Source organism: Enterococcus ureilyticus, assembly GCF_001730315.1.
GTDB classification, from domain to species: Bacteria; Bacillota; Bacilli; order Lactobacillales; family Enterococcaceae; genus Enterococcus_L; species Enterococcus_L ureilyticus.
The window spans coordinates 35,026-51,901 of record NZ_MIKC01000023.1; the positions used below are offsets into that span (position 1 = coordinate 35,026).

At 36.6% G+C, this 16,876-nt stretch carries 15 protein-coding genes; 4 read left to right on the forward strand and 11 right to left on the reverse strand.

What is annotated here, in order from left to right; translation table 11 throughout:
* Together BCR24_RS09280 and BCR24_RS09285 are read right to left on the reverse strand one after the other, a co-directional pair.
* The gene (locus BCR24_RS09280; protein ID WP_083244370.1) at positions 1-1,218 is read right to left on the reverse strand and encodes an ABC transporter permease; all 1,218 of its coding nucleotides are present in this window, start codon (positions 1,216-1,218) and stop codon (positions 1-3) included.
* Position 1,219: 1 nt separating this feature from the next.
* Complete coding sequence (locus BCR24_RS09285) at positions 1,220-1,957, reverse strand: ABC transporter ATP-binding protein (RefSeq protein ID WP_069640272.1); 738 nt, start codon at positions 1,955-1,957, stop codon at positions 1,220-1,222.
* A 136-nt stretch (positions 1,958-2,093) separates the two neighbouring features.
* Between BCR24_RS09285 and BCR24_RS09290 the strand changes: the two genes are divergently transcribed.
* From BCR24_RS09290 to BCR24_RS09300, 3 genes are all read left to right on the forward strand, one after another.
* On the forward strand, positions 2,094-2,522 hold the full coding sequence (locus BCR24_RS09290) for an HIT family protein (RefSeq protein WP_069640273.1): 429 nt from the start codon (positions 2,094-2,096) through the stop codon (positions 2,520-2,522).
* Complete coding sequence (locus tag BCR24_RS09295; protein ID WP_083244371.1) at positions 2,522-2,863, forward strand: YtxH domain-containing protein; 342 nt, start codon at positions 2,522-2,524, stop codon at positions 2,861-2,863. Before BCR24_RS09290 ends, BCR24_RS09295 begins: the two co-directional genes overlap by 1 nt.
* A 299-nt stretch (positions 2,864-3,162) precedes the next feature.
* A complete protein-coding gene (locus tag BCR24_RS09300; protein WP_069640275.1) occupies positions 3,163-4,215 on the forward strand; it encodes a peptidylprolyl isomerase in 1,053 nt (350 codons plus the stop codon).
* A 49-nt stretch (positions 4,216-4,264) separates the two neighbouring features.
* On the opposite strand, the gene BCR24_RS09305 is transcribed toward BCR24_RS09300, so the two are convergent.
* The 9 genes from BCR24_RS09305 to BCR24_RS09345 all read right to left on the reverse strand — a co-directional run bounded on the left by BCR24_RS09305 (position 4,265) and on the right by BCR24_RS09345 (position 15,211).
* Positions 4,265-4,723, reverse strand: a complete 459-nt coding sequence (locus BCR24_RS09305; protein ID WP_069640276.1) for an ASCH domain-containing protein — start codon at positions 4,721-4,723, stop codon at positions 4,265-4,267.
* 15 nt (positions 4,724-4,738) lie between these two features.
* Positions 4,739-5,683: a 3'-5' exoribonuclease YhaM family protein gene (locus BCR24_RS09310; protein ID WP_069640277.1), complete on the reverse strand. Its 945-nt coding sequence runs from the start codon at positions 5,681-5,683 to the stop codon at positions 4,739-4,741.
* Positions 5,680-8,382 carry an ATP-binding protein gene (locus tag BCR24_RS09315; RefSeq protein ID WP_069640278.1) on the reverse strand — a complete coding sequence of 901 codons (2,703 nt, stop codon included), beginning with the start codon at positions 8,380-8,382 and terminating at the stop codon, positions 5,680-5,682. Before BCR24_RS09315 ends, BCR24_RS09310 begins: the two co-directional genes overlap by 4 nt.
* Positions 8,379-9,611 carry a metallophosphoesterase family protein gene (locus tag BCR24_RS09320; protein WP_069640279.1) on the reverse strand — a complete coding sequence of 411 codons (1,233 nt, stop codon included), beginning with the start codon at positions 9,609-9,611 and terminating at the stop codon, positions 8,379-8,381. Before BCR24_RS09320 ends, BCR24_RS09315 begins: the two co-directional genes overlap by 4 nt.
* Positions 9,612-9,780: 169 nt before the next feature.
* Positions 9,781-10,911: a metallophosphoesterase gene (locus BCR24_RS09325; protein ID WP_069640280.1), complete on the reverse strand. Its 1,131-nt coding sequence runs from the start codon at positions 10,909-10,911 to the stop codon at positions 9,781-9,783.
* A complete protein-coding gene (locus tag BCR24_RS09330; RefSeq protein WP_069640281.1) occupies positions 10,904-11,773 on the reverse strand; it encodes a phosphatidylserine decarboxylase in 870 nt (289 codons plus the stop codon). The genes BCR24_RS09325 and BCR24_RS09330 overlap by 8 nt, the downstream gene beginning before the upstream one ends.
* Positions 11,774-11,794: 21 nt before the next feature.
* Positions 11,795-12,400 carry a CDP-alcohol phosphatidyltransferase family protein gene (locus BCR24_RS09335; protein WP_069640282.1) on the reverse strand — a complete coding sequence of 202 codons (606 nt, stop codon included), beginning with the start codon at positions 12,398-12,400 and terminating at the stop codon, positions 11,795-11,797.
* 241 nt (positions 12,401-12,641) lie between these two features.
* Entirely contained in the window at positions 12,642-12,983 is a 342-nt protein-coding gene (locus BCR24_RS09340) for a YlbF/YmcA family competence regulator (RefSeq protein ID WP_069640283.1), read from the reverse strand.
* A 68-nt stretch (positions 12,984-13,051) separates the two neighbouring features.
* Complete coding sequence (locus BCR24_RS09345) at positions 13,052-15,211, reverse strand: PBP1A family penicillin-binding protein (protein WP_069640284.1); 2,160 nt, start codon at positions 15,209-15,211, stop codon at positions 13,052-13,054.
* Between the two features lie 548 nt (positions 15,212-15,759).
* Here BCR24_RS09345 and BCR24_RS09350 point away from each other — a divergent pair.
* Positions 15,760-16,716: an endo-beta-N-acetylglucosaminidase family protein gene (locus tag BCR24_RS09350; RefSeq protein WP_069640285.1), complete on the forward strand. Its 957-nt coding sequence runs from the start codon at positions 15,760-15,762 to the stop codon at positions 16,714-16,716.
* Positions 16,717-16,876: the final 160 nt, after the last annotated feature.

Consider the following 16,876-nt stretch of genomic DNA (forward strand, 5'->3'; position numbering starts at 1 on the left):
TTAAACCTCCATTTTCTTCAAACGATAAGGAACATAGAATTTAGCAAATAAGAGAACTTCAATAATCAAAGCTCCGACCACTAATAAGCCTTCTTTCAAATCCGGTAGGGCAATCAAAACAAAAATACTAAACAACGCAGCAGCTACAAATAACAAGACTGTCATAAGTTTACTCACCGCTTGTTTCTTTTGTTCATTTGGGACAGGATATAAATGAGTCATCACCATATAATCAAACTGTGTATAGATTGGAATCAACTGAAAGCCAATCAAATAAACAAACAGGACTGATACTCCCAATGAGATCCAAAACTCTTTCAAGAAAAATAAAATCACCCCAGCAACCAACACTAAGCGAATAAATAGTCCGCTGTACTCTGATCCTCTTAAAAAACTACGGGCATACAGATATAAATACGTATTTTGGCTATTTTTCTTAATTTTATGCACGAGTGGATCAAGAAACTTCCGACGTTTCACACTGCTAGAAATTTCCGGTACATCTGTAAATAAATGGATAAACTGATAAATCCGATGCATTCGATTTTTTTCAGTTTGCACCATCGACTCCCAATCTAACGCGACTGATTGTTCTTTTTTCTTCAATACTAAATAAAAGAACGCGGCCTGCACCAAGGCGGCAACTGGTCCTGCTAGAGGCAATACATACAAGCTAAGCGCAATTGTAATGAAGCTTGTGACCAACCATAGTACTGACCATTGTTGATATACTCTTGCGGAAACTTGATACAACCCATACTTTTGCAAACGCAAATGACTTGCCTTCAAAATCCCTAACATCACAATAAAGTAGAAAAATGTAGCGAATGCCCAACCAGTTGAGACAACCACGAGCGGCATCGACATCCCGCCCATCAAGATTAACGTCACTAATGGTAGCCAGAAAGAATAACGCATGGCACGATTCAAGTAGCTGTTCATCTCGGGCTCTTTCGGTAAAATAAATACTTTATCAGCCTCTTGAGCTAAGGTAGCGATTCGCCCAATTTGTAACAATGCCAACCATAGAACCACAATAATTGGTCTGCCCCAGACAAAATTTTCTGGTAAGGTTTTTAACACTTGAGAATAATAAAAACCCAAGCCACCTAGTAAAAAGACACACACCAAAATAAAATGGTCATTAAAAACATAACGCATATACTTCATCATTTTCTTCAAATGGCGTGCTAAACGAATGCCAAAAAATCCAGACATATCAACCCACCTTTTCTTCTTTTGTTAATGCAATATAGATATCATCCAAAGAAGAACCAGGTAAACTAAACTCTTCACGCAACTCTTCCATGGAACCAACCGCTCGCACCTGACCATCATGTAAAACAACGAAACGATCGCAATAGCGTTCAGCAGTAGCTAAAATATGCGTAGACATCAAAATAGCAGCACCTTGATTTCGCATTTCATCCATTAATTCCAACAATGCGTGAATCGCTAACGGATCTAATCCTAAAAATGGTTCATCAATAATATACAAGCTAGGTTCAATCAAAAAAGCACATAAGACCATTACTTTTTGCTTCATTCCTTTTGAAAAATTAGCAGGAAACCAATCTAATTTATTCTCCAAACGGAATGTTTTTAATAAGGTATCTGCCCGTTTGAATGCTTCTTCGATTGGAATATCATAAGCCATTGCAGTAATTTCGATATGCTCTCTCAAGGTTAATTCTTCATATAATGAAGGTGTTTCAGGAATATAACCGATTTTTTTGCGATAACTTTCTGGCTGTTGTCGTAATGTTTCGCCATCAATAGAAATTTTCCCTTTTTGCGGTGTCAATAATCCGATCACATTCTTGATCGTGGTACTCTTTCCAGCACCATTCAAGCCGATCAAGCCGACCATCTCACCAGATTTCACTTCAAAATTAATATCTTTTAAAACAGGGATATGGCCATAGCCGCCTGTTAAGTGTTCAATTACTAAACTCATCTCATTGCCTCCAACTCATTTTTATCGTGAATCTATTATACCACGAACTTTTTGAAGGTTTCATGAACTTTTTCTCCCAAATAAAATTCAAGGTATGGTAAAGTAAAAGAAACAGTTAAAAGAAAGAAGGGAAACCATGAAAGAGTGTATTTTTTGTCAGATCATCGATCAGGCCATTCCTAGTTATAAAGTTTACGAAGATGAGCAGGTTTATGCGTTTTTAGACATCACTCAAGTAACGAAAGGTCATACTTTACTTGTTCCTAAAAAACATGTTACAGATATCTTTGATTATGAGCCAGCACTTGCTGGTGAAGTCTTTGCACGAGTTCCTAAAGTTGCCCGAGCTCTTGAAAAAGCTTTTCCAGAGATGCAAGGACTAAATATTATTAACAATAATAAGGAATTAGCGTATCAATCTGTTTTCCACTCTCATATTCATCTGATCCCACGTTTCGGGAAATCTGATGATTTCTCTATCCATTTTGGAAACAATCAAGATAGCTACTCTCGTGAAGAAATGCAAGCAATAGCTGAAAAAATTATGAAGCAGGTGGAACAATAATGGGAAAATTTTCTAAAGGAATTTTATTTGGCGCACTTGTTGGCGGTGTTGGCGGTTTACTTTTTGCTCCTAGAAGTGGTAAAGATACTCGTCAAAAATTTGTCGACGAACTAGAGGAGTGGTCTGATTTAAAAGAAGATTTTACCGAAAAATTAGACCATTTCAAAGAATCAGCACAGGCTTTACAGGCCACAGCAGACATGTACATTGAACCTTTTATTGACGGCATCAACCGTGATGTTGAAAACTTTATGTTTCAAGCCGAGCCTAGACTAGATCAAATCCAAGAGCAAGTAGAAAAAATCCAATCGGAATTACCAGAAATGCCATTAGAAGATTAAAAAAGCTGAGGATAAAATGATTATCCCTAAAATTTTATCCTCGTTTTTTTATTTTAATTCAAAAAACCATCTTTTTTAAATAAAATCAAGTGGCTTATTTCATCAATTAAAGAGGTATTTTAGACTAACTTTCTTAAAACCCACCGTTTTTATAGATGAAATTGTGTCCTAAATTCGAAAATTGTTTGAAACTATCGTTTACGTATTTCTTTTATGAAACATAGTGTGGTATAGTAATAACCGTGAGAATTAATTTCTACATAATAAAAAATAAAACAAACTTAGGAGTGCTAAAAAGAATGAAGAAAAAACTAATCTTAGCTGCAGCAGGTGTACTTAGTATTTTTACATTAGCTGCTTGTACAGGCGGTTCACAAGATATCGCAACAATGAAAGGCGGAACAATCACTGTTGATGATTTCTTTAACCAAACTAAATCAAGTCAACAAAGTCAACAAATCGTTCAACAAATGATCATCTATAAAGTATTTGATCAAAAATATGGTAAAGATGTTTCAGAAAAAGATATCCAAGCTCAATTTGATGAGACTAAGAAAAACATCGAAGCGCAAGGCGGAGTGTTTGCAGATCAACTAAAACAAGCTGGTCTTACAGAGAAAAGCTACAAAGAACAAATCAAACAAAGTCTTGCTTACAAAGCTGGAATCAAAGCACATATCAAAATCACTGATGAAGATTTAAAAGCTGCTTGGGAAACATTCCACCCAGAAGTAGAAGCACAAATCATCCAAGTCGCAACTGAAGACGAAGCAAAAGAAATCAAAAAACAATTAGATAACGGCGACGACTTCGCAAAAATCGCTAAGGATAAATCAACAGATACAACAACAGCAAAAGATGGCGGTAAAGTGAAATTTGATTCTCAAACAGAAACTATTCCTGAAGCTGTTAAAACAGCTGCTTTTAAATTAAAAGACGGCGAAATTTCTGAACCGATCCAAGCAACTGATTCAACTGGTTACCAATCAACATTCACTATCGTAAAAATGGTGAAAAATAAAGATAAAGGCAATGACATGGCTCCATTCAAAAAAGAGCTAACAAAAATTGCTGAAACTGCTAAACAAAACGATCAAGAATTTGTTCAAAAAGTGACTTCTGAAGTGTTAACTGCAGCAAATGTTAAAATCAAAGATGACGCATTTAAAGATGTCTTAGCTGGTTTAGTTGAAACAAAAGATTCTGCTAAATCAAGTGATTCTTCTAAGAAAGAAGAAAAAGAATCATCTTCTAAAGAAAAAGAATCTAAATCAAGCGACTCTGAAAAATCTAAAGATTCTTCAAGCAAAACTGAAGAATCATCAAGTAAAACTGAAGAGTCTTCTAAATAGTAGAACAAAAAAAAGAGATGGATTTCATCTCTTTTTTTGTTCTACTATTTTAAAAAACTAACTCAAAAAGTTCATAAACAATTAATAGCTCCTCTGAAAAAGTTAGATCATATTTCTCTAATGCTTGCTCAAAAAAAGGTTGGTGAACACTGTGCCAATAGCGCAATGTTCGATCCCCTTCTCCTTCAAGATAACCATGTACTTCTGATAGTTGAGAATATGGCAAGATATCCACTACTTTCGTACGAATAATAGCTTGTGCTTGGTTATTTCCATCTAACAGCACACTATAATCACCAACTTCGGGTAATTTTTCGTCTTCAAAGTTTCGTCCATATAAAAGGTGTAGGGAAGAGGTCCCTGTCTTTTCGCCTTTAAGAACATGGGCTAACAATTCATCTGCCATTTCAGGTGAGTTGCCAAAGGCCCAAGCTTCATAATGATCCGCTGTGATTTCAGATTGATTTTTAAATTGTGTCCATAAATCTACCACTGATTGATTCATCATTGTCTCCTAATCCATTTAAATATTCTTGGGTACATAAAAGCTACGATTGTCTAGCCCAAAGATTCGATCTGTATATTGTCCTGGCTCAGTTTGACGAACTGAGCCTAACATCATTTGAATCGAAGCATCGATATTATCGATTTGATGTAATACTTCGGCTTCCATGATTCGTGGTCTAACTGGTGATCCGTATTCTAATAAGCCATGATGAGCTAAAACCATATGACGTAGCACAATCACATCTTCATCATTTTCATCTATTTTTAAAGCAATGCACGCCTTTGTTATTTCTTCATCTACAAGTACCAAGTGACCAATCAAATTTCCTGATAACGTATATTCAGTCGTCATCGCACCAGAAAGTTCTTTTACTTTGCCTAGATCATGTAAAATGATGCCAGAATAAAGTAATGCAGCATTTAATTCATTGTACTCCTTGCAGATTGCTTTGCCTAAACGTAGCATCGATACAGTGTGATAGGCTAAACCATTAGCAAAAGCATGATGGTTCCTTTTCGCAGCTGGATAATCAAAAAATTCCTTTTGATATTGTGTGAGTAAATAGCGAACGATTCGCTGCCAATGAGCATTAGTGATTTCAAACACTGTTTGATTGATTTCTTCCACCATATCTTCACGTTTTAGTGGCGCCCGTTCCATGTACAAAGTTGGTTGACTAGGTTCATCCGGTCGTGCCACGCGCATATGGATGATCTTCACTTGAGGATTGCCCTGATAGACTTCTCTTTTCCCATTTAAAAGAATAACATTTCCCGCTGCGAAACGACTGATTTCTTCTTCAGAAGCATCCCAGTATTTCCCGTCGATCGTGCCTGACGTATCTTGGAAAGTAAAGGCGATAAATTTTTTGCCATTTTTTGCGATACGCACATCCGCATTTTTGATCAAAAGAAATAATTCAAATGTTTCATCGACAGTTAATTCACGAATTTTTTTCATACTTCTGCTCCTTCTAATTCCATAATTGGTTGTTTCAACTCTTTATAATAGCTTACCATTTCTTTGTCAGAAGAAAAACAGATGACTTGCTGATGTTCAGAAAATACTGCAAATAATTGAGCTAATTGTTCTTTTCTTTGACTATCATAATGTAGCCAGCCATCATCAATCATGATCGGACATAAGTTACGTTGCTCTTGAAGATAAAGAAAGGCAAAACGAACGGCCATCACAACTTGGTCTCTTGTACCTGTAGACAATTCATGCAACATAAAACGTTCATGATCCTTACGAATGACAATCAGCTGTTCTTCTTGTAGTTGAATTGCACGATACGAATTTCGGGTCAATATTTTAAAATAATCGGTTGCCTTTTTTAATAGATTAGGTAATTGTTTTTCTGATAACTCCGTTAGTAAATCCATCAGTAACTGACCTGCTAATTGATTACCTGACCATTCCAACGCTAGTTCTTCGATTTCAGTTTTTAACATTGCTTGTTCTTGATACAATTCATCCAGCGTTCCATCTGACAGCATTTGTTGTTTTTGATAAAGAAGTTCTTGTTCTTTTTCTTGTAGATGCTGGATGGTCGTTTCTATTGCTTTTATTTCTTGTGAAAGTTCAAGCTGTCTTACGGTTAATTGTTGCGGCTCAATAGCTTCAGGATACACCCCTAGCAACATGGTTTCTAGTTCCTGTTTTCGTTTGTGGTTCGCTGAAGCTGTTTGGTAACGTTGAACTTTTTTGGGAATCTCATTGATTGAAGCAATCTGGAAACGTTGTAACAACGGTTTACTTTGATCCAGTACTTGCTGTTGTTTTTCCTTTACTTCTCGAATCGTCTGACGTGTATAAGCATCTGCTTGATACTCTTGTGCAAAACGGATTTTTTCCATTCTATTAGCAAAATTACCGATCACACGGATTCTTTCTGCTAAAGAAGTGCCCGCAATAGGTAAATGTGCTGTATAACGTTCTGTTTGCTCCGCTAATTTGGTTACCTGTCTCTGATCTTCTTTCAACTGAAGCTCAAGTTCTTGATTGGTATTGAGCAAAATCAAATAGCGAGTAATGTCTGAACGATGAGTCAACCAAAACTCAACTTGATCCATTCGGCCTAAATGGTTTTCTTTTACTTTTTCTGCAACAAATTGAGCCATTTCTTTCTCTTCTTTACGTATCTGTTTGATATCTGCTCTTATTTTTAGTAACTGATCATTTAAATAATCCAACTGAGATAATTTTTCTTGCCACTGTTTTTTTTCATTTTCGTAAGTATCCTTAGGCTGATAAAACAATGGCCAGACGCCTGCAATCATACAGCCCGCACTTAAGATAAACGTTCCGTAACGAAATGGAGTAGGTAAAAAGAAGCTCAACAATAAAATAAGTGCGCCAGCTCCACAAAAAAGTGGATTAATGTTTTTATTGGTTTGTCGGTAATTTTTGCGAAACATTTCTTTATTGATCGTTTCAAATGTACTTAAATTTTCTTCACGTGTCGCAATTTCTTTTTCTAATAATCGCAAGTCTGTTTGTGCGGTCTGTAGCTTAACTGTTCGTGCAATAATGTCTTCTCTCATCTCATTTATAACCTGTTCTTCAAAAGACAACTGCGGCGGATTCTCTCGACTCCACCCCCATTGTTTTTCTAAAGGAAGCATTTCTTGCTGATTTTGCTGTAAGGATTGGCTCATCCAACTGATTTCAGAAAGTAATTTATCGATATCATAACGTTGATTCAGTAGTTGTTGAATATGTTCTTCTTCGTTTAAATAAAACTGATAATCCTCTGTCTGATCTTGCGTCTCGCTTTGTGTAGCAATACTTTGATTTAAGCGCGTCAATTCTTCACTTAAAAAACGATATTGTTGAAAAAAAGAAAGCAATTGTTCTTCTTCTTCACGAGTTAGCACTGCCGTTGTTTTTGACTGTTCAATTGCTTGTAATTCTTCATACAACGGTAAATTCATGACTTGTTTTTCTAGTCGTGCCAACTGATCCTTCATTTCTTGTGACGCTTGGCGTTGCTCCGCTATTTTTTGCCCTGTAGTGTCTAATTCTACAAGCAGTTGTTGAAACGGACGCTCTTGTTGTTCTTTTTCATTGATCCGTTGCTGTAAGCGTTGATACTCACTTAATTTTTGATTTAACGGCGGTTGACTCCCTTTACCTTTATAAATCATCTGAGCCTGTTTAAAATAGGCTTCTCTACTTAGCAACAATTGCTGACTTCCTGATAGTCCTAAAGAAAGCAACGAAGTTTGCAATTCTTCTTCGTTTAATTTTTCTAAATGGCTAAGTTGTTCTTGCTGAAAGGTAAAAACCGATTGAAACAGCTCCTTGGTCAAAGGATAGAGCATCTTTTCCAATAAGGTTTCATCACCGATTTGATCATTAAAATAGACTTTTGCTTGTCCTTTATTTTGCCCTTTGAAGCGTTCAATTTGGACTTTCCCATAAACTGGATGCTCAAACCATAAGCGACCGCCATAAGCGCCGCCATTTTTTGGTTGATAGTCTTTTCTTTTTTTTCCTTTTGCAGGAAAACCAAAAAACATGGCTTGAACAAACTGATAAATCGTTGATTTCCCTGCTTCATTTGTTCCAAATAGTAATTGATTTTTCGGTTGAAATTCAATCTTATGTTGCTGCCATTTACCAAATCCAACAAGTTCTATTGCAATGAGTTTCATAGGCGATCCTCCTCAATAACGAAATCTGCTTTAATTTTCTGATCTGCTTGTACTACACTACGTTCACGCCACTCTTCATTTGGCTGTACTACAGATGAAAATAACGGATTTTGGACTAATTCTTGCAATGTATTTGAGAAGATTTCTGATTGTAGATAATTTTTTTCTAGTTGCTTCAACAGCTCTGGATCCGCTGTGATCCTTACTTTTTCATCCAGCTCTTCAGTCAATAATCCAATTTGGAATAAAAATAAGAAATGATTGGATCGCTGAAGCAACGTAGTTTGTAAATAATGAAGTAACTCTCCATTCCCATAAGATATCCGGAATTCTTCACCGAGCTGCTCAGTATCTGTCAATTGGATTTCTTTTAAAACAACAGATTTTTGATCAAGACTTTCTGTCACAAGAAGCTCCTCCAATAAACTCAAGGCTGCTTGTAAATTGCTAGTCTGGCTCAGTGAATACTTAGTCTTTTGCCAATTAACCTTGGCTACAGCTTCAAAATGAACAGTTGCATGGCCTGATTCAATAGACACAATCGCCACACCTTGAACAGTTCGTTCTTTTTTAGTATGACCTTGCGGTGTTCCTGGGTAGACAATCAGTGGGTCTGCACTCATCACCTGAGGTTGATGGATATGGCCTAACGCCCAATAGTCATAGCCCTTTCTCTTCATTTCACTGAATGAAAATGGCGCATAATTTTGCACTCCATTATTCACGGTATCACCATGATAAATCCCAATATGTAGATTTGCTGTGGCATCTTTATTTGGAAATTCAGAAAGTTTATTCTCATTGATCCACGGATGTTCATAGCTAAAGCTTGAAACGGCTATCTTTTCTTGATTTTTCGTCATAAAATAATGTGTTTCCACCTGCTCCTTTTGAAAAAGAAACATATTCTTGGGAAAATCAAACCAATAACGCTCTGCAACATAGTAATCATGATTTCCAAATGCCATGATCACAGGAATCTTCTCTTGTTCCAAACGCTTCATTTCAGCGATAAAATAGGCTTGTGTTCGGATCGATGTCCGACTTTGGTGAAAAGTATCCCCCGCAAAAATCACTACATCAACCTGTTTTTTAATCGCTATATCAACAATCGCTGTGACTACTTGATGGTTTGCCTGCTGTAATTTTTCAGCGATTTGTTTGGGTATATTTTTTAGGCCTTCAAAAGACCGATCCAGATGTAAATCTGCCGTATGCAATACTTTCATTAGATCCTCCTATTCGCCTTGATTCTTTTCTCTAATCATATCATTTTATTAAGTATCGGTCAGTAAAAACATACGAAAATTTGTTCGTTTTTCATTTTTTAAAGACTATAAAAAGAAAGAAACTGAAATCAAACTCTACGAGCTACGATTCCAGTCCTACTATTTCCAGCTATTCTATTATAATATCGATTTGAACGATTTCACTTTGTGTTCCAATCCGCATTGGCGGTCCCCATGTCCCAACACCAGAAGAGACTATCACCTGTGGGCTATTTTCATTTTTACGATAGTAACCATAGTCCACAATAAAATACGCTTTTGTTACTAAGCTGAATGGAAATATTTGCCCTTGATGGGTATGGCCTGAAAGAATCAACTCATTTGATTGCTCATATTCTTCTAGGTTAGAGGGTTGATGATCTAAGATAATTTTTGGTAGTTGGTTTCCGACTTTTTCAAATTGATCTTGCAGACTTTCTCTAGTGCCATCTTGTGAACCGATCGGTCGGCTATCTTTGCGACCGACAACCAATAGTTCTTCACCAACAACTGTCATTTCATCTTCTAACAAAGTAATTTTTGCTGATTGAACTAACTCTTTCATCTTTTCAAAGCTTGCTCCAGCATCATGATTGCCCCAACACATGTAGGTACCATAAACAGAAGACAGTCGACTAAGCTGTTTTTCCATGCTCTTTGCATCTTGTAATGCTTGATAATTACCATCAAACAAATCACCGGAAATAAAAATAATATCTGGCTGCAGTTGATTGATTTTTGTGACAATTTTTTCTAATTTCTTAACGTCATTAACATAGCCTAGGTGCACATCGCTAATCAAAACGGCCTTTATTTTTTGGGACTTACCGTCTGTTGGTTTATCGATTGTTACTTGATAATTCACTGTCTTGATTTGTTGCGCTTGCCATGAACCATACCAAAATAAAACAACTGTTACAGCTAGTGCAATTATCCAAATAAGCAACTCATTTTTTGATTGAATCATTGTGTTTTTTTTAGTTATTTTAAGGATCAAATCAGTTATCCCAAAACTAACTAACGATAAAAACCAGTACGACAACCAGTAACTGCCGATTTTCCCAACCACACCGCCAACATTTCCATTAAACACTAATAATGTCACTAAGGCTGCAATAGCCAATAAACCAATGATTCCCCATAAGATCCCTGGATATTTAAACCATACAAAATACTCTAAAATAGTCAGAAATTTTCTACCAATATAGTAGTTCCCTAAAAGGAATAATCCAGTAATGCCTAGAAAGGCTAATTTATTCATTATTCCCCTCTCTCTTTTCACCTATCACCTGACCAAAATCGACGATCGTTTCACGATTATTTTCGGTGTTAAGCCAAATTTCAGGATCGATTCGCACTTGATGTTCTTGAAATAATAGAATCACTGTTGATCCGCCAAATTCAAACCACCCTTTTTTCTCAAAACGATGACACTTTCCTGATTTTTTTAAGTTTTTGATCTTGCCGACCATTAAAGCACCTACTTCGATCTGTATGATTTTCCCAAAGTTTTTGGTTTCAATCACCGTAACTTCTCTGGCGTTTCTAGAAAAAACGGGCTCATTATGGATTGCTACTGGTTGAACTGTGTGGAATACACCCGAAATTTTCTGTTGTTCGAGAATCGTTCCTTCATCAATAAAATAATAATGATGATAGTCATCCGGTGTTAAACGAAAAATGACAGCACTACCGCCTTGCCATTCATCAGCAAGGCTTGTGTTATCAAGTAACTCTGAAAGAGCATATTCAGAATGTTTCACATTAAACGTTCGTTTTTTACTGATTGGATAAACGGTGACTTTAGCATCACACGGCGCACATAAAAATGCTTCCTCTTCAGTCAGTAGACGTGCTTCAGGTCTGATCTCCCGCATAAAGAAATGGTTGAACGAAGTGTACTCTTCAGCTATGTAGTCTTCAACTTGGAGTTTGTTTTTCTTGATGAAGCGGGGAATCATTCCTTTTGAGAGCGGGCTATTTAAATAAGCCCCAGCCACTTTGGTCAGCGGAGGCTGGATGCATCCCTTTAATAGAAGACGTCCTACTGGATTTTTATATAGAAAAGTCAATAAATGACTTCCGCTTTCTGAAATAGACACTGTTTTAAAGCGTTTTTCCATGTCTTTACTCCTTTGAAAAGTTTAGCGAATAATAAAGGCGACAATTGCACCTACGAATGCCCCAAAAGCTAGCTTTCTAGGATCGACTTTTTTGATTTTCACTTTTGAAATAAATAAAAAACCAATGACGAGTAAGGCTGCTGGATAAACTAAGGCGATCGCAATATGCAATCTACCCGCAATAAAGAATAACAAAGGTATCAGTGCAGCACTGCTTGTCACGGGTAAGCCTTCATAATATTCACGACGATCACACGTCTGTTCTTTTCGTTCCATTTCAGTCACATTATAATGTGCCAAACGAATCAACGCAGCTAAAATATAAAATACAAATAATGGCAAATAAATCCCTTGCGTCAAACCAGATGCATACCCTAAAACAGTCGGAAAAACCCCGAAACTGATCAAATCAGCTAATGAATCGATTTGAATACCGTAGCACATTTCACTTTTTGTCCGCTCTTTCATATTCGCAACAAAGCCATCAAACATATCACAAATACCTGACAAGACTAAACAAAAAATTGCTTCAACGATATGCTGGGTTAATGCTAAATACATACCAACTATAGAAAAAACTGCATTTCCATAGGTTAGAATAACTGTGTAATCATAAATACCAATCATACTTTTTGTTCCCCAATCCTTTTTTCATTTAGTATTACTATATCATTAAAAGAGCAGAAATTGGGAAATTTTTTCAGATTTCATGTGATTTTTAGTGTCTCATATGTTTTATTCTTCCTTTATTCTCTACTCCTTTTCGCAAATCAAATGTGCCATAAAAAAACAAAAAGCCTCTTTAATATAGCAGTGAAAAATACATTCTATCTGCTATGTTTAAAGAGACTTTTTACAATTTAATCAATTAATCGTTATACAAATCACGAATCGGTGTCATGATAATACGGTTCAAATCATTCACAATCAAGCTAAATGCTTGTTCTTTTTGCATCAATTGGTTGATGACCTCTGCTTTTTGAACCTCTGTTGCTAACGCTTGCGCTTTTTCAGCATCTTCTTCTGAAAATTCTTCGCCACGCATTTGTTTTTCTTGTAAACCTTGTTGGAACGTTTGGAATTCTTTGAATAAAGTGTATGCTTCTTCGTCTGCTTTCACTTCAGCGTAAGCTTGTTCCAAGGCTTTAAACTCTTCCATCTCACGGATTTCGCGTTCTACTTGATTAGCTGTATCATAAATATTACTCATTCAATCTCCCTCGTTTCTATAAATTCTTCTCTTTGATTGTACCATTCTTTGATTCGTTTTCAAACCGATTATTCTCCTGTTAAACCACCAAAGAAGTCTTTCAAGCCATTTTTCGCATTGTCCCAACCTTCTTTGATTTTGCCGCCGATATCTTTGGCACCTTCTTTAACTTGACCACCGATATCTTTCACACTATCTTGCCAATCATTAGTATTTCCTGCTGGAACTGCTCCAGCTTCTTGTACGATCCCACCTGTCGCATAAGCATCTGCTACAGTGAATGGTGTTTGCGCTGTATACGGCATGATCCCTTGTGCTTGACTACTAAAGACAGTTGAAGCATGCGTGGCACTACTTCCTTGTAAATAGTGACTTTCACTTGTTTGTTCAAAACCAAGCCATGTTGCAATCACTACATCCGGTGTATAGCCGACAACCCATTGGTCATTCGTTTTATCTGTATCAAAATTGGTCTCTGTCGTTCCAGTCTTACCAGCCATGACATAACCAGCCGGATCAGCATTGATCCCTGTTCCCGAACTAAAGACACCTAGAAGCATACTCGTCATTTGATCCGCTGTATCTTTTGTGATGATTTGTTTTGTTTTAGCATTTGTATTATCTTCGATCACAGCACCTGTTGAGTCAACGATTTTAGTAATCAAGTGAGCCTCTGACTGAGCGCCACCAGTTGCAAATGGACTGTAAGCATTCGCCATCGTCAACGGTGAAACACCCGTTTTCAATCCACCTAAAGCTAATCCATAATATTTATCTTCGCTCGCTAATGGGATCCCAAATTTTTGTGTCTTTTCAAAGCCTTTATCCAACCCTATTTTATGCAACGTCCAAACAGCAGGTAGATTCAAACTTTCTCCTAATGCTTGATACATTGGGACTTCACCACTATTTGTGCGGCTATAGTTTTCTGCTGGGTAATAATCTTGCGGTTGATCTTCTAAAATACTATCTGGTTTCATTCCAGTTTCCAATGCCGGTGTGTACACCGAAATTGGTTTCAAGGATGAACCAGGAGAACGTTTTGTTTGAGTGGCAAAGTTAAAACCACGATACACATGCTCGCCTCGTCCGCCAACTACTCCTTGTACGCCACCCGTTTTAGGATCAAGGGCAACTGATCCACTTTGAACCACTGCACCATCTTCTGCATTCGGTGGGAATAGGGCATCATTGTCATATGTCTGCTGCATCGCTGTTTGATAATTTTGATCTAATGCTGTATAGATTTTATAGCCTTTATTTAATAAGTCTTCCTCTTTCATCCCATACTTATTCACTGCTTCATCAATCACTGCATCAAAGTAATAAGGATAGCGATAATCGGAGTTTTTATCTGAATAATTATCAGCTAGCATACTATTCATATCCACCCCTGCTTGAGCATCGGCTTCACCTTGAGATAATTTGCCATTATCAACCATTAATTGTAACACTGTATTACGACGATTTACCGCATTCTCCAAGTAATCAAGTGGATTGTAAATACCTGGTCCTTTCAACATACCAACTAAAGTTGCTGCTTGACCTACTGTTAATTCACTGGCGCTGACAGCAAAATAGCGATGTGAAGCATCTTCAATTCCCCAAACCCCATTACCAAAGTAGGAATTATTCAGATACATTTCTAAAATCTGCTGTTTATCATATTTTTTCTCGATTTCGATCGCTAAAAATAGTTCTCTTGCTTTACGTGTCATTGTTTGTTCTTGTGTGAGGTAGGCATTTTTGGCTAGCTGCTGAGTGATCGTACTTCCTCCGCCGCCTCCACCAATTTTACCAAAACTAAGTTTTCCGACTACCGCCCGAAAAAGTCCTTTGATATCATACCCATGGTGGGTCTCAAAATTTCGATCCTCAGTTGAAATTAACGCGTCTTTCACATAGGGAGAAATTTGATCGATCGTGACGAAGGTTCCTTTTTGCCCAAATAATTTCCCTGCTTCATCGCCATTTTTATCATAAATAACGGTAGATTCCTCTAATCCTTTTTTCAAAGCACCGACATTTGCAGATTTAGCCAACGTAAATAAATAAATGCTGGCAATGAGAACAACAAGCATCCCTAATAGCAAAATAATTTTATTAATTTGATATTTTTTCCAAATCCGCTTACGCCAGTGATGAAAACGGACAAGATACGGTTTGATCCACGTCCAAAAACGTTGGAAACCAGATTTTATTTTTTCCATAATTGTTTTAAAGTCCATAGTGCTCCCTCTTTATATAAAAGTTTCTAAGCTATTTTAACATAATTTAGCATTTAGATTCATCCAGCTTTAGCATGAATTATGCACAGAGATCATGTTTTGCCTATTTTAGCATGCTTTTCTTTTAATTTTATGTAGAAAAGCTTAAGAATCTGTCAAGAAAATAAAAATTCTTAAGAATATACTACGGATCGAGCTTATTAGTTAGAATATAAAAAAAAGTTTCTCCTCTTAATGATTTCTTTAGAAAAAAGTTACAATTTCAAATAAATTAGGGCAAAGAAAATTCATATTTAGTTTGTATTATATATATATACCAACAAACAACCCTAACAAAACACTTTTTCATTTTTTAACTCCTTTCCCACTCTTCCCCAAAGAGTGGGTCTTTTTTTATTTCGAGAAAATTTTCAAATAAGTGAGTAAAAAAGTGAAACTGATACCTAGATAGCTATCTCTAGCCACTCTCACTGTGACTTTTGATTTTTTTATGCTACACTTTTCCCGAAATGTAAACGTTTCAAAAAAAATCGAAGAGGAGTGTTTTTATGTCTAAGAAGTTAACATTTTTGCTGATCCCAATTTTTATTTTACTAAGTTTTAGTCTGTTGCCTAACCAATCAAATGCTATAGAGGCTAATCCAGAAGATCCGATTATGATGGCCTATTATCGTACCTGGCGCGATATTACCATGCCTCATGATGCAAACTCCACTTTACCTGATCAAAATGTAACTGCGATGACAGATATTCCAGAAGGAGTAGATATTGTCTCTGTCTTCCATTATGTCAACCCAGGGACGAATCAACAGAAATTCTGGGACACCCTGAAAACTACTTATGTTCCACTATTGCACGCCAGAGGAACACGTGTCATTCGGACAATTGATATTAGAGAAGTTTGGAATGTTCCACATACAGGTGTTACCCCGACAACAGCTGAGTATGAACGCCATGCACAACAATTAATTGATACTTATCTAACACCCTGGAACTTAGATGGACTGGACGTCGATATGGAATCTAGCTTGACCGCCCAGCAAGAAGAAATGGCTGTGGGTACGTTCAAAGCATTATCGAAACAATTAGGTCCAAAGGCCAATACAGGGAAACTATTGATTTATGATACAAATAAAGACAATCATTCTTTATTTAAAAAAACTGCTTCTTATTTTGATTATTTATTTGTCCAAGCTTATGGCCGCTCTGCTGCATCTTTGGATAATACTTGGAATACGTATAAAACTTCGATCATCCCACAACAATTTCTCCCTGGAATCTCTTTCCCCGAAGAACAAGACCAGAATCGGTGGAATGATACTGTAGACCCTTATCAAACAAGTCGCGCTTATTCTTATGCAAAGTGGCATCCAAAAGATGGACAAAAAGGGGGCATGTTTGTTTACGCCATTGATCGAGATGGCAAACAATTTGGTGATGATACAATCACAAAAACTGATTTTAGCTGGACGAAACGTTTGATTAATACGATGAATGGTCAATAGTTAACCGTTTTGTGAAAAACTTAAACACTTCTTTAGAAAAAATTTACAGTTTTGAATCAATTAATACACAAAAAATTCATATTTTATTTGTATTATATATGTATACCAACAAACAACCCTAACAAAACACTTTTTCATTTTTTAACTCCTTTTCCCACTC